Annotated in this window: 15 protein-coding genes; 12 read left to right on the top strand and 3 right to left on the bottom strand. The window is 67.1% G+C overall.

All coding sequences use genetic code 11. The features are described from left to right. Positions 1-41 precede the first annotated feature (41 nt). Complete coding sequence (locus ABQJ54_RS07620) at positions 42-941, bottom strand: patatin-like phospholipase family protein (RefSeq protein ID WP_367853698.1); 900 nt, start codon at positions 939-941, stop codon at positions 42-44. Positions 942-1,017: 76 nt separating this feature from the next. After that, positions 1,018-2,034 carry a class 1 fructose-bisphosphatase gene (locus ABQJ54_RS07615; protein ID WP_367853697.1) on the bottom strand — a complete coding sequence of 339 codons (1,017 nt, stop codon included), beginning with the start codon at positions 2,032-2,034 and terminating at the stop codon, positions 1,018-1,020. 126 nt (positions 2,035-2,160) lie between these two features. On the opposite strand from ABQJ54_RS07615, the gene ABQJ54_RS07610 reads away from it, so the two are divergent. From ABQJ54_RS07610 to ABQJ54_RS07560, 11 genes are all read left to right on the top strand, one after another. Further along, positions 2,161-2,772 (top strand): DJ-1/PfpI family protein, encoded by a 612-nt coding sequence (locus ABQJ54_RS07610; protein ID WP_367853696.1) that lies wholly within the window; start codon positions 2,161-2,163, stop codon positions 2,770-2,772. A gap of 129 nt (positions 2,773-2,901) precedes the next feature. Continuing rightward, the gene (locus ABQJ54_RS07605) at positions 2,902-3,096 is read left to right on the top strand and encodes a hypothetical protein (RefSeq protein WP_367853695.1); all 195 of its coding nucleotides are present in this window, start codon (positions 2,902-2,904) and stop codon (positions 3,094-3,096) included. Then, positions 3,093-3,497: a GFA family protein gene (locus ABQJ54_RS07600; RefSeq protein ID WP_367853694.1), complete on the top strand. Its 405-nt coding sequence runs from the start codon at positions 3,093-3,095 to the stop codon at positions 3,495-3,497. The genes ABQJ54_RS07605 and ABQJ54_RS07600 overlap by 4 nt, the downstream gene beginning before the upstream one ends. Positions 3,498-3,513: 16 nt before the next feature. Further along, positions 3,514-4,140, top strand: coding sequence for a glutathione S-transferase family protein (locus tag ABQJ54_RS07595; protein ID WP_367853693.1), 627 nt, complete (start codon positions 3,514-3,516; stop codon positions 4,138-4,140). Between the two features lie 101 nt (positions 4,141-4,241). Further along, positions 4,242-4,946 (top strand): helix-turn-helix transcriptional regulator, encoded by a 705-nt coding sequence (locus ABQJ54_RS07590; RefSeq protein WP_367853692.1) that lies wholly within the window; start codon positions 4,242-4,244, stop codon positions 4,944-4,946. Between the two features lie 74 nt (positions 4,947-5,020). Further along, positions 5,021-6,067 (top strand): DMT family transporter, encoded by a 1,047-nt coding sequence (locus ABQJ54_RS07585; protein ID WP_367853691.1) that lies wholly within the window; start codon positions 5,021-5,023, stop codon positions 6,065-6,067. A 101-nt stretch (positions 6,068-6,168) separates the two neighbouring features. Next, the gene (locus tag ABQJ54_RS07580; protein WP_367853690.1) at positions 6,169-6,780 is read left to right on the top strand and encodes a ParB-like protein; all 612 of its coding nucleotides are present in this window, start codon (positions 6,169-6,171) and stop codon (positions 6,778-6,780) included. Between the two features lie 120 nt (positions 6,781-6,900). Further along, positions 6,901-8,712 carry a DUF885 domain-containing protein gene (locus ABQJ54_RS07575; RefSeq protein WP_367854409.1) on the top strand — a complete coding sequence of 604 codons (1,812 nt, stop codon included), beginning with the start codon at positions 6,901-6,903 and terminating at the stop codon, positions 8,710-8,712. Between the two features lie 77 nt (positions 8,713-8,789). After that, complete coding sequence (locus ABQJ54_RS07570; RefSeq protein WP_367853689.1) at positions 8,790-9,203, top strand: MbcA/ParS/Xre antitoxin family protein; 414 nt, start codon at positions 8,790-8,792, stop codon at positions 9,201-9,203. 98 nt (positions 9,204-9,301) lie between these two features. After that, complete coding sequence (locus ABQJ54_RS07565; protein ID WP_367853688.1) at positions 9,302-9,994, top strand: RES family NAD+ phosphorylase; 693 nt, start codon at positions 9,302-9,304, stop codon at positions 9,992-9,994. A 68-nt stretch (positions 9,995-10,062) separates the two neighbouring features. Beyond that, positions 10,063-10,728, top strand: coding sequence for an SGNH/GDSL hydrolase family protein (locus ABQJ54_RS07560; RefSeq protein ID WP_367853687.1), 666 nt, complete (start codon positions 10,063-10,065; stop codon positions 10,726-10,728). A gap of 40 nt (positions 10,729-10,768) precedes the next feature. Here the strand turns inward: ABQJ54_RS07560 and phhA are convergent, their stop codons facing one another. After that, positions 10,769-11,662 (bottom strand): phenylalanine 4-monooxygenase, encoded by an 894-nt coding sequence (gene phhA / locus ABQJ54_RS07555; protein ID WP_367853686.1) that lies wholly within the window; start codon positions 11,660-11,662, stop codon positions 10,769-10,771. Between the two features lie 161 nt (positions 11,663-11,823). Between phhA and ABQJ54_RS07550 the strand changes: the two genes are divergently transcribed. Then, on the top strand, positions 11,824-12,336 hold the full coding sequence (locus ABQJ54_RS07550; RefSeq protein WP_367853685.1) for an Lrp/AsnC family transcriptional regulator: 513 nt from the start codon (positions 11,824-11,826) through the stop codon (positions 12,334-12,336). Positions 12,337-12,339 lie beyond the last annotated feature (3 nt).

Genomic DNA, 12,339 nt, shown 5'->3' with positions numbered 1-12,339 from the left:
CACGCTACAACCGCAGCTTGTGCTGCGCCATGTGCGGATCGTCAGGGGTTCGCCGCGATTTGCGCGGCCTCGCGCGCTGCCAGTCTGGCGCGGATTTCCGGGATCGCCGCCAGTGCGGCCTTCTCGCCGGCGAGGATGGCCAGGTCCTTCTGCTCGAAGTCGGCGGGGCCGATGCCGCTGAGGTCGGGCCGGATCACCACGTCGGCGCGGGCGATTTCCTGCTTGGCCAGTTGCCGGCCCATGATGGTGATCGACTGGCCCACGATGTTCAGCATGCCCTGCGGGTTGGCGCCGTCGGGCTTGGTGGAGATGTCCACCGCGATCACGAAATCCGCGCCGAGCTGGCGCGCGGCATCCACCGGAATCGGGCTGACCACGCCGCCATCGACGTAATGCTTGCCGCGGATCGCCACCGGCTCGAACACGCCGGGGACACTGGAGGAGGCGCGCACGGCCTGCCCGGTGTTGCCGCGCACGAACACCGTGCGCTGCCCGGTTTCCAGTTCGGTGGCCACCGCGGCGAACGGCAGCTTCAGGCGTTCGATCGGCTGGTGGTTCACCAGCAGATTCACGTAGTCCTCGAGCGCCTTGCCCTGCACCAGTCCGCCGGAGAACAGCCGCACGTCGCGGATCTTCGCCTCGTCGAGGCCGAACGCGACCTGCTGCATCTGGAACGCGTCCATGCCGCTGGCATACAGCGCGCCGACCACGCTGCCGGCGCTGGTGCCGGCCACCACGTCGGGATGGATGCCGCTGGCTTCCAGCATCTTGATCACGCCGATGTGCGCGAAGCCCTTCGCCGCACCGCCGCCCAGCGCGAGGCCGATCTTCAGTTCCGGTGGCGGCGGGGGCGGTGCCGGTGGAACCGGCCTGGCCGCGTGCGTGCAGGCGCCGAGCACGAGCGCGGCGAGCACGGGCAGGAACAGGCGACGGAGGCGCATGGGGCTGGGGTCTGGAAGAAGAAGAGGGCGGGTGGCCCGTTTCCCGGTCCCTGCGGGCAGGGGCCGGAGCGACGTGTCAGCCCTGCGCGCCGTCCGCCGCGTGGTGGTAGTGCGTCGCCAGTTCGACTTCCTGCTTCGAGCCCAGGAACACCGGCACGCGCTGGTGCAGGCCGGTGGGCTGCAGCTCCATGATGCGCTCGCGTCCGGTGCTGGCCGCGCCGCCGGCCTGCTCGATGATGAAGGCCATCGGGTTGGCTTCATACATCAGGCGCAGCTTGCCGCCCTTGCTCTTGATCTTGGCGTCCAGCGGGTAGAAGAACACGCCGCCGCGGGTCACGATGCGGTGCACGTCGGCCACCATCGAAGCCACCCAGCGCATGTTGAAATCGCGCCCGCGCGGGCCTTCCTGGCCGGCCAGCAGCTCGCCGATGTAGCGCTGCATCGGCGCTTCCCAGTGGCGCTGGTTGGACATGTTGATCGCGAACTCGCCGGTTTCCTCCGGGATGCGGATGTCGCGGCGGCTCAGGATGAAGCTGCCGATCTCGCGATCCAGCGTGAACTCGTGCGCGCCGTGGCCGAAGGTGAGCACCAGCAGGGTGGACGGGCCGTACACCACGTAGCCGGCGGCGAGCTGGGTGGTGCCCGGCTGCAGGAAGTGCTCGACCTTCGGCTCGGTGACGCCGTCCGGGCAGCGCAGCACCGAGAAGATCGTGCCCACCGAGATGTTCACGTCGATGTTCGAGCTGCCGTCCAGCGGATCGAACAGCAGCAGGTGCTGGCCCTTGGGGTAGCCGTCGGGGATCGGCTGCGGATCTTCCATCTCCTCCGAGGCGCAGGCAGCGAGGTGGCCACCCCAGGCGTTGGCCTCCAGCAGGATCTCGTTGGAGATCACGTCGAGCTTCTTCTGCGCCTCGCCCTGGATGTTGTCGGTGCCGGCCGCACCCAGCACGCCGCCCAGCGCACCCTTGCCGGTGGCCACCGCGATGCGCTTGCAGGCGCGCGCCACCACCTCGATCAGCAGGGAGAGTTCGGCGTTGATGTGACCGGCGCGGCGTTCCTCGATCAGGAACTGGATCAGCGAGACGGGCTTCATGACGGGTCCGTGGGGGGAAAGAGCCGCCATTCTCCCGGCTCCTCCTGAACCGCGCCAGCCCGACTGCTGACATCACGATGGCAGCAGGGGGCGTGCATCCTGCACCTCCAACACGGAGGGAACGACATGCGCGACACGGTTTATTTCCTCGTCTTCGACGGTTACGCCGATTGGCAGGCCGCACTGGCCCTGTGCGAGATCCGCCGTCCCGGCGACTGGCGGGTGCAGGCGGTTGGCTTCTCGATGGCGCCGGTGGTGTCGATGGGCGGGCTCACGGTGCAGCCCGAGCTGAGCCTGGCGCAGCTCGACCTGGCCCGCGCGGCCTTGCTGATCCTGCCCGGCGGCCACCTGTGGACGCATGGCGGCGGTCTGGCCGCGGTGGCCGCGTCGCGTCGCGTGCACGCGGCCGGCGCGCCGGTGGCGGGCATCGACGGTGGCGTGCTGGCGCTGGCTCGTGCCGGCCTGCTCGACCATTGCCGGCACACCGCCAACCACGCCGGTCACATCGACACCCTCGTGCCCGACTACCGCGGCGCCGAGCAGTACGACGGCTCGGTGCTCGCGGTCAGCGACGGCGGCACGCTCACCGCCAGCCAGCTCGGCAGCGTGGAGTTCGCGCGCGAGGTGATCCGCACGCTGGATCTCTACAACGCCAGCGACCGCGAGCACTGGTTCCGCCTGTACAAGCACGCCCTGCCGCCGCCGTGGCTGGCGGGCGCCACCGCGGCTGCGGCCTGAGGAAGGGCGTTACTTGTGCGCTCGTCCATGAGCGCCGCTTCGATCAAGCGCCTGCACGGGCAGGCAGTCCAATTCCGCGAGTCCAACCGCGGTCTTCCATGGCCACACTTTTCAAGTAGAGCTCACACCATGACGAACAAGACCATGATCGATCGCGTGCTGATGGCTTATCGGCCGCTCTACCTGCAAGGCCTGCTGATCAACGGACAATACCGCTTGCCAGCGACCACCGCGCGCAAGCATGCCGCCAAACGCCAGGACATACTGCTGACGGCGCTGACCGGCCTGCGCCATATCGTCTCGCCCACGAGGAACAAGCCATGAAGAAGACCTATCACGGCAGCTGCCACTGCGGTGCGGTGCGCTACCAGGCCGATCTTGACCTCGCCGCAGGCACCGGTCGTTGCAACTGTTCCATCTGTACCAAAACGCGCTCGTGGGGCATTACGATCAAGCCGCAGGACTTCCGCCTGCTCACCGGTGAGGACGCGCTGTCCGACTACCAGTTCGGCACGCTGAGTGCGCACCATCTGTTTTGCCGCCATTGCGGCGTGCGCTCGTTCGGGCGCGGCTACGTGGAGCAGATCGGTGGCGACTACGTGTCGATCAACCTGGCCTGCCTCGACGACGCCGAACCGCAGGAGCTGATCGATGCGCCCGTGCGCTGGTGCGACGGCCGCGCGAACAACTGGATGAACCCACCTGCCGAGACGCGGCATCTGTGAACCCGGAGACATCGTCATGACTGTCGACCTCACCTTCTTCCACGCCCCGAACAGCCGTTCCGGCGGCACCCGCGCCCTGCTGGAAGAACTCGGCGCGGACTACGAGTTGCACGTGCTGAACCTCAAGGCAGGCACCCAGCGCCAGCCCGAATACCTCGCGGTCAATCCGATGGGCAAGGTGCCGGCGATCCTGCATCGCGGCGCGCTGGTCACCGAGCAGCCCGCGGTGTTCCTCTACCTCGCCGACCTGTTCCCGGAAAAGGGCCTGGCGCCGGCCATCGGCGACCCCCTGCGCGGACCCTACCTGCGCTGGATGGTGTACTACGGCTCCTGCTTCGAGCCAGCGCTGGTCGACAAGTCGATGCAGCGCGAGCCGGCGGCATCCTCGACCTGTCCCTACGGCGACTTCGACACCATGCTGAAGACGCTCACCGACCAGCTGGCACAGGGTCCGTACCTGCTCGGCGAACGCTTCACCGCCGCCGACGTGTTGTGGGGCGGTGCGCTCAACTGGACCACGCTGTTCAAGCTGGTGCCGGAGACGCCGGTGATCCGTGCCTATATCGACCGCGTGATCTCGCGTCCGGCGATGCAGCGCGCGGCCGCGGCCGATGCGGCATTGGCTGCCGCGCAGCAGGCTTGAGCGATGGACGGCCGGCACGTGCGGCTTGCAGCGGCGCGCCGGCCGCATCGCGGTGACTTGTGGCGCAGGCGCTGCGACACGGTTCGCGGCATCATGTGCGAATGCGTCGCGCCGACCGCCTGTTCCTTATCATCCACGCCCTGCGCGGACGGCGCACTGCGCTGCCCGCGCGCAGCCTCGCCGAGACGCTGGGCGTGTCGCTGCGCACCGTCTACCGCGACGTGGCCGACCTGCAGCTTTCCGGCGTGCCGATCGAGGGCGAGGCGGGCGTGGGCTACGTGTTGCGCAAGGGCGCGGACATCCCGCCGCTGATGTTCACGGCCGACGAACTCGAATCGCTGGTGGTCGGCACGCGCTTCGTGCGCGCCTTCGCCGGCGAGAAGCTGGCCGCGGGCGCGCAGGCCGCGCTGCTGAAGATCGAGGCGGTGCTGCCGCCCGAACTGCGCGAGCGCGCCGCGCGCACGCGCATCTACGCGCCGGTATGGCGCGACCAGGGGCGCGCCGATTTCGCGATGCTGATCGATCGCCTGCACGCGGCCATCGCGGAGCACCGGGTATTGCGGCTGGATTACCGCGACGAGGGCGGCCAGCCCAGCCTGCGCGAGGTGGAGCCGCTGTGCCTCGCGTTCTGGGGCGGCAAGTGGACGCTGGGTGCGTGGTGCCGGCTGCGCCAGGATTTCCGCAACTTCCGTCCCGACCGCATCCACGCCAACGAAGCCACCGGCGAGATCTTTGCCGAAGCGCCGGGCCGCAGCCTAGACGATTACCTGCGTGCGGTGGGCGGCAGCCAGGTGGGCATGAACTGAGCGGCGATGCCGCGTGACCGCGTGGCGGAATGCATCCCCCGCAAAGCGACTACGCTGTGCGCATGCGACGCCTCGTGTCTTCACCGGCCATCACCGCTGCCCTGGCGGCGGCGCTGCTGTTCGGCGCCAGCATGCCGCTGGCCAAGCAACTGCTGCGCGACGTGTCGCCGATGTTGCTGGCGGGCCTGCTCTACCTCGGCAGCGGCGTCGGCCTGGTGCTGGTCCGGCTGGTTCGCGACCGCGGCTGGCGCCTGCCGGCCATGGCCGGGCGCGAGCAGGGGTGGCTGCTGCTGGCGATCGTTTTCGGTGGCGTGCTGGGGCCGTTGCTGCTGATGCTGGGCCTGGCGCGCACCGCGGCGGCCACCGCTTCGCTGCTGCTGAACCTGGAGGCGGTATTGACCGCGTTGCTGGCGTGGATCGTGTTCCGCGAGAACACCGATCGGCGCGTCATGCTCGGCATGGCGCTGATCGTGGCCGGCGTCGTGCTGCTGGCCTGGCCGGGCCACCTGCCGTCCGCCGCGCTGGGCCAGGGTGCGCCGCTGATCGCGCTCGCCTGCCTGTGCTGGGCGCTGGACAACAACATCACGCGCAAGGTGTCGGATTCGGATGCCTTGTTCATCGCCGGACTGAAGGGACTGGCGGCCGGCATCGTCAATGTCGCGCTGGCCTGCATGCTCGGTGCCCGCCTGCCGGCGGCCGCCACGGTAGCCGCGGCGATGGCGACCGGCCTGCTTGGCTACGGCGTCAGCCTGGTGCTGTTCGTGCTGGCGTTGCGCGGGCTGGGTGCGGCGCGCGCCGGCGCGTATTTCTCGACGGCGCCTTTCCTTGGTGCCGTGATCGCGATCATCGCGCTCGGCGATCGCGCCACACCGGTGTTCTGGCTGGCGGCGGTCCTGATGGGTGCGGGCGTGTGGCTGCATCTCACCGAGCGCCACGAACACCTGCACACGCACGAGGCGCTCACGCACACCCACCGCCACGTGCACGACGAGCATCACCAGCACACGCACGATTTCGACTGGGACGGCAGCGAGCCGCACACCCACGCGCACATCCACGCGCCGATCACGCATTCGCACCCGCACTATCCGGACATCCATCACCAGCACAAACATCGGTGAGTGGAACGCGCGGGTTTACCTGCCTGCTCCGCGACATCACGTCGTGGCGACGCTGCATCGGCTACTCGTCATGATCTGACACGAAGTCCCGGAGACGGTCCATGTATGCCCATCATCCGCTGCTGCCGGTAGCGCCGGCCGAATTGCGGCCCACCCAGCTCACCGTGGGCTACGCCGAGGTGGCTGCCAAGCGTGCCGAGTGGGAGCAGTTCGGCAGGAAGAAACGCAGGGAACTGCTGGGGCGGCACTGGTTTCCCGGCGTGCTGGGGCCGAAGCGGCATTGCTACATCGTCGATCACCACCACCTTGGCCTCGCGTTGCTGGAGGAGGGTGTGGACAGCGTGCCGGTGATGGTGCTGCGCGATTTCTCGTGGCTGGCGCCGGAGCGGTTCTGGCGCACGATGGAGTTCTACCACTGGGCGCACCCGTACGATGCGAAGAACCGCCGTCGCGACTACGACGCCTTTCCGCGCAGCCTTGCGGATCTGGAGGACGATCCCTACCGCAGCCTCGCCGCCCGGGTGGGGCGTGCCGGCGGTTATGCCAAGGACGCCACGCCCTATGCCGAGTTCATGTGGGCGGGCTTTCTGCGCGAGCACTTCAAGCTGCGCAAGGGCGAACAGCCCTCGCCGGAACTGGTGACACGTGCGGTGACGCTGGCCCACGGTCACGAGGCGAGCTATCTGCCTGGTTGGAGTGGCGCGATGGCGTGACCTTCGCCGCATTGCGCGGACGGTTGCAACGTGGGACGGTCTGCGACCTGTGCGCTCCGCACGCACTGCCGTTTCCCAGGAACTTGCGAGGCCCCCGTGAACAAGACCCTGTTGCTGGCCATGGCGACGACTCTGGCCTTCACTGTCGGATTGCCGACGGCACAGGCCGTGACCGCCGATGTTGCCGCCGCTTCCTCCAGTGCCGCCACCGACAGCGCCGACGCACGCTTCACCGCCATCTATACCGCCGAATGGGCGTGGCGTACCGGCCAGGCCGGCATCAGCGCCTCGGGCGAGTCGCAGCCGAACAACGGCCGCCTCGACGACGTCGATGCCGTCAGCCAGCAGCAGCGCCTGGACTACTGGCGCAAGGTGATGAAGCAGCTCGACGCGATCGACGTGCGACAGTTGTCGCCGGAAAACCAGGTGAACTACGCGGTGTATCGCGAGCAGATCCGCAACTTCATCGCGGACCAGGCATTCAAGCAGTGGCAGATGCCGTTCAACAGCGACTCCGCGTTCTGGAGCGACGTGGGCTACGAGCTGGGCGGCGACCACCTGCGCACGGCGGCCGACTATCGCAACTACCTCGACCGCCTCGGCCAGATCCCGCACTACTTCGAGCAGCAGATCGACAACATGCGGCTGGGCCTGAAGCGCGGCTTCAGCGTGCCGCGCGCGGTGCTCAAGGGCCGCGACCAGTCGATCGCCGCAGTGGCGGATCTCACCGATCCCACTGCAGCGAGCTTCTACGCGCCATTCAAGCAGATGCCGGACACGATCCCCGCCGACCAGGCGCAGGCGCTGCGCGGCGAGGCGGTGCAGCGCATCCGCGACGACGTGATTCCCGCCTACGCGAAGCTGTTGAAGTTCTTCGACGGCGAATACGTGCCGCAAGCACGCACCACGCTCGCCGCCGAGGCGCTGCCCGACGGCAAGGCGTATTACCGCCAGCAGATCCGCGAATACACCACGCTGGATCTCTCGCCCGACCAGATCCACCAGATCGGCCTGGAGCAGGTGACGAAGATCCACGCCGAAATGCTGGACGTGATGAAGCAGACCGGCTTCAAGGGCAGCTTCGCCGACTTCCTGCACTACCTGCGCACCGACCCGCAGTTCTACGCCAGGACTCCACAGGAGCTGCTGGACAAGACCGCCTGGATCGCCAAGGAAGTGGACGGCAAGATGTCCAGGTTCTTTGGCCATCTGCCGCGCGAGCGCTTCACCATCGAGCCGGTGCCGGACGCCATCGCGCCTTACTACACCTCGGGCCGCGGCGGCCCGGACGTCTACCTGGTCAACACCTACGACCTGAAATCGCGTGCGCTGTACAACATGCCGGCGTTGACCCTGCACGAGAGCTATCCCGGCCATTCATTGCAGTTGGAGCTGGCCGAGGAGGATCACAGCCAGCCGGCGTTCCGCCGCAACGGCTACATCTCCGCCTATGGCGAGGGCTGGGGCCTGTATTCCGAATACCTCGGCAACGAGATGGGCATCTACCAGACGCCTTGGCAGAAGTTCGGCTATCTCACCTACCAGATGTGGCGCGCCTGCCGCCTCGTGGTCGACACCGGCATCCACCATCTCGGCTGGACCCGCCAGCAGGCGATCGACTACCTCACCGAAAACACCGCGCTGAGCCCGCTGGAAATCGCCAACGAGGTGGACCGCTACATCAGCTGGCCCGGCCAGGCGGACAGCTACGAGCTGGGCTACCTGAAGATCCTCGAACTGCGCGCCAAGGCCGAGAAGGCGCTGGGCGGGAAATTCGACATCCGCGCCTTCCACGACACCGTGCTTTCCACCGGCTCGGTACCGCTGCCGGTGCTGGAGGCGCGCATCGACAAGTTCATCCGGGATGGCGGGCCGGAGCCGGATTACGGTTGCGATTGCGCGAAAGGCAAGGACACGTCGCGCGCTCCCTGAAGCTGGCGCAGTCCATTTTGGACGCAGCTGCCATTTTGCAGTAGATTATCCATGTGCTTCACATGGAGAGCTCCGACATGAACGCACATGCCAGCCGCATTGCCGACGCCACGTCGCACTACCTGCCCACTGACGCAGCGCTGACGGCGCCCGCGCTGCGCAGCTTCTTCCGCCTCGCCGAGCACTGGGATCTGCGCGTCGCCGAACAGCGCAAGCTGCTCGGCGATCCGCCCGAGTCCACGTTCTACAAGTGGAAGCGCGAGCTGGACGGCAGCCTGGGGCGCGACACACTGGAGCGCATCAGCTACCTGCTCGGCATCTGGAAGGATCTGCAGATCCTGTTTCCCGATCCCGCGCAGGCCGATGCGTGGTTGCGCAAGCCGAACACGACATCGCTGTTCGGGGGACATTCGGCGCTGGAACGCATGCTGTCGGGCAACGTGGCCGACCTGTTCGTGGTGCGCCAGTACCTGGACGCACAGCGCGGCTGAGGCCGTGTCGCGGCGCCGGTCGCGCTCCGCGAGATCGCATGCCGCCACGCTTGCCCTACCGCGACCAACAGGAACATCACGCGCCATGGATACCTGCGATGCCCGCTGATCTTCCGCCCGTCCGGCGCATCCGCTGGAACCAGGCCTTTCGCATCGTGCCCAGCCGCTTTCCTCCGGTAGGCGTGTACGACCGCATCGCCGATCCGGCGGACCTCGATGCGGTGTTCGCGATCGAGGCGCTGACCAACCCGCGCCTGCGCGAGGAGGCCGGTGCATTGAAGCTGGTGCCGAAGGAACACCGCATCAGCGGTGCGGGCAGCACGCCAGTGATGGCCGCCTTCACGCATCTGAATCCGGAAGGCAGCCGTTTTTCCGACGGTAGCTGGGGCGTGTTCTATGCCGCGCACAGCGTGACCACTGCGGTAGAGGAAACGGTCTATCACCGCGAGCGTTTCCTGGCTGCCACGGCCGAACCGGCCTGCGATATCCAGATGCGCTGTTACCGCACCCGCATCGACAGCCGCCTGCACGACATCCGCGGCGGCTGGAAACAGGTGCACGACCCGGATGACTACGTGGCCAGTGTGAAACTGGCGCGCGTGTTGCGCGAAGCCGGCTCCAACGGCATCGTCTACGACAGCGTGCGGCATAGGGGCGGCGAGTGCCTCGCCGCATTCCATCCCGATGTCGTGGCTCCGTGCGTGCAGGCGCAGCACCTGGTCTATCGCTGGGATGGCAAGCGCATCGCCGGAGTGCTGGAAGTGAGCGAAATGAGGCGCTCCAAATCGTAGAGTGGACCAGGTCGAATCGGCTTGCTTGTCACCGTCTGTCGCGACCCACGAAAACATCCGGGAACGCCATGAAAATCCTTCTGACACTGTTGCTGGCCCTGGTTTCGGGCATGGCGTGCGCCGGCGAAGCCCCGCATGCGTACTGGAATTCGGCCATCGCGGCTTTCGAAGCCGCCGACCGCGCCAATCCGCCGCCGCCGGGCGCGGTGCTGTTCATCGGCAGCTCGTCGATCGAGCATTGGAAATCCGTCGCCGCGGATTTTCCGGAAGTGAAGGTGATCAACCGTGGCTTCGGCGGCTCCGAGATCGCGGACTCCACCTGGTTCGCCGGCCGCATCGTGGCGCCCTACCATCCACGTGCCATCGTGATGTATGCCGGCGACAACGACATCTACTACGGCCATACGCCGCAGCGGGTGCGGGACGATTTCGCGGCCTTCGTGCGGGAGGTGCGCTCGTTCGATCCCGGCGTACCGGTGGCGTTCGTGGCGATCAAGCCCAGCGTGGCGCGTCGCTCGCTGCTGCCGCAGATCAGGCAGGCCAACGCGCTGGTGCGCGAATACGCCGCCACGCAGAAGGGCGTGACCTATGTCGACGTGTTCACGCCGATGCTGGGCAAGGACGGCCGGCCGCAGCAGAAATGGTTCGGGCCGGACGGTCTGCACATGAACCGCAGTGGCTATGAGTTGTGGATCGGGCTGCTGAAGCCGTGGGTGGATGCGCACGGGCGTTGATGCGCCGTACGTTCCGGATTCGATGCCGTCGACCGGACGCTTACGTATCCGCCCCAGTCGCAAACCCCTCGCGCGTGCCGCGGTTGAACACGCGATCGCCATCCAGCACATCCGCCGCGGCGTGCGCAGGCTCTGCCCTGAGCTTCGCGTAGATCGGCGTGAAGTCCGGATGCGTCGCCTCGAACAGCTGTTCGAAGCTGTCGATCACGAAGTAGGTCTGCTGGTAGGTGTCGATGCGGTAGCGTGTGCTCATCACGCGCTCCAGGCCGAAGCCGATACGGTTCGGCGCGGGCGAGTCCAGGCAGTAGATCGACTCGCCCTTGGAGCTGACGATGCCGGCGCCGTAGATGCGCATGCCTTCACCGGTATCGATCAGGCCGAACTCCACCGTGTACCAGTACAGGCGCGTGAGGTTCATCAGCGCCTCGGGGCCGATGCCAAAGGCCTTCATGCCGCCGCGGCCGTAGGCCTGCATGTAGTCGGCGAACACCGGGTTGAGCAGCAGCGGCACATGGCCGAACAGGTCGTGGAACAGGTCGGGCTCGCTGAGGTAATCGAGCTGGTCCGGCTTGCGGATCCACCAGCTCACCGGGAAGCGGCGGTTGGCGAGATGGTCGAAGAACACCTCGTCCGGCAGCAGGCCTTCCACCGCCACCAGTTCCCAGCCGGTGGCCTTGCCCAGCACCTTGTTCAAGTCGGCGAACTTCGGGATGCCGCCGTCGCCGAGGCCGAAGCGTTCCACGCCGGCCAGGAACTCCTTGCAGGCGCGTCCGGGCAACAGTTCGCGCTGGCGCTTGTACAAGGTGTCCCACACCTCGTGATCGGTGCGGGAATAGCCGGACCACGGCTGCTCGACCACACCGGTCGCATAGACCGGGATGTAGCCGCGGTCGGTCTGCTGGTGTTCGATCTTGCGGGGCGTGTTGTGATCCATGGCGGACTCCGTGGCTTGCTGGTCGCGCATTCCGGCCGGTACCGGAACGATGTTTACAGCATACGACGAACTCACCGCACGAAGCTTGCAACATTGCGCATGTATGGCCTCGAAGAGCAATATTCATGCGTTGAAATGTTCTTGTTCGGAGGTATCTTGCAATGGTCTCACTGGATCGCATCGACCTGCAGCTGCTCGCCATGCTGCAGACGGAGGGCCGCATCACCAATGCCGAGCTGGCCGAACGGGTGAACCTGTCGCCCTCGGCCTGCCTGCGCCGGCTGCAGCGGCTGGAGGCGGACCAGGTGATCACCGGCTATGCCGCCCAGGTCGATCCGCTGGCGGTAGGGCTGGGCCTGCAGGCCTTCGTGCGCGTGCAGCTGGTGAAGCACGAGGCGGCGGTGATCGAGCGCTTCGTGGAGTGCGTCAACGGCTGGGACGAGGTGGTGGCCTGCCACGCGCTCACCGGCGACATGGACTACCTGCTGCATATCTACGTGGCCGATCTCGCGGATTTCTCGCGCTTCCTGCTCGACCACCTGCTCAACGCCGCCGGCGTGGCCGACGCCAATTCCAGCTTCGTGCTGCGCACGGTCAAACGCTCGCCCTCGCTGCCCCTGGCGCATGCGGAAAATCCGCCGCCGCCGCACAACGTTGCGGGCAACAGACGCTAGACT

It is taken from the genome of Rhodanobacter lycopersici (genome assembly GCF_040812335.1).
Lineage (GTDB): Bacteria > Pseudomonadota > Gammaproteobacteria > Xanthomonadales > Rhodanobacteraceae > Rhodanobacter_A > Rhodanobacter_A lycopersici.
The sequence above is the reverse complement of the archived record's forward strand: the minus strand, read 5'-3'. Positions and strand labels throughout refer to the sequence as shown.

Bases quoted from the DNA above. Each gene is read 5' to 3' on its own strand.
- ABQJ54_RS07560 (WP_367853687.1), top strand. From the start codon at position 10,063: ATGAAAATCCTTCTGACACTGTTGCTGGCCCTGGTTTCGGGCATGGCG.
- ABQJ54_RS07610 (WP_367853696.1), top strand. From the start codon at position 2,161: ATGCGCGACACGGTTTATTTCCTCGTCTTCGACGGTTACGCCGATTGG.
- ABQJ54_RS07590 (WP_367853692.1), top strand. From the start codon at position 4,242: ATGCGTCGCGCCGACCGCCTGTTCCTTATCATCCACGCCCTGCGCGGA.
- ABQJ54_RS07620 (WP_367853698.1), bottom strand. From the start codon at position 941: ATGCGCCTCCGTCGCCTGTTCCTGCCCGTGCTCGCCGCGCTCGTGCTC.
- ABQJ54_RS07595 (WP_367853693.1), top strand. From the start codon at position 3,514: ATGACTGTCGACCTCACCTTCTTCCACGCCCCGAACAGCCGTTCCGGC.
- ABQJ54_RS07605 (WP_367853695.1), top strand. From the start codon at position 2,902: ATGACGAACAAGACCATGATCGATCGCGTGCTGATGGCTTATCGGCCG.
- ABQJ54_RS07550 (WP_367853685.1), top strand. From the start codon at position 11,824: ATGGTCTCACTGGATCGCATCGACCTGCAGCTGCTCGCCATGCTGCAG.
- ABQJ54_RS07565 (WP_367853688.1), top strand. From the start codon at position 9,302: ATGCCCGCTGATCTTCCGCCCGTCCGGCGCATCCGCTGGAACCAGGCC.
- phhA (WP_367853686.1), bottom strand. From the start codon at position 11,662: ATGGATCACAACACGCCCCGCAAGATCGAACACCAGCAGACCGACCGC.
- ABQJ54_RS07570 (WP_367853689.1), top strand. From the start codon at position 8,790: ATGAACGCACATGCCAGCCGCATTGCCGACGCCACGTCGCACTACCTG.
- ABQJ54_RS07575 (WP_367854409.1), top strand. From the start codon at position 6,901: ATGGCGACGACTCTGGCCTTCACTGTCGGATTGCCGACGGCACAGGCC.
- ABQJ54_RS07615 (WP_367853697.1), bottom strand. From the start codon at position 2,034: ATGAAGCCCGTCTCGCTGATCCAGTTCCTGATCGAGGAACGCCGCGCC.
- ABQJ54_RS07600 (WP_367853694.1), top strand. From the start codon at position 3,093: ATGAAGAAGACCTATCACGGCAGCTGCCACTGCGGTGCGGTGCGCTAC.
- ABQJ54_RS07580 (WP_367853690.1), top strand. From the start codon at position 6,169: ATGTATGCCCATCATCCGCTGCTGCCGGTAGCGCCGGCCGAATTGCGG.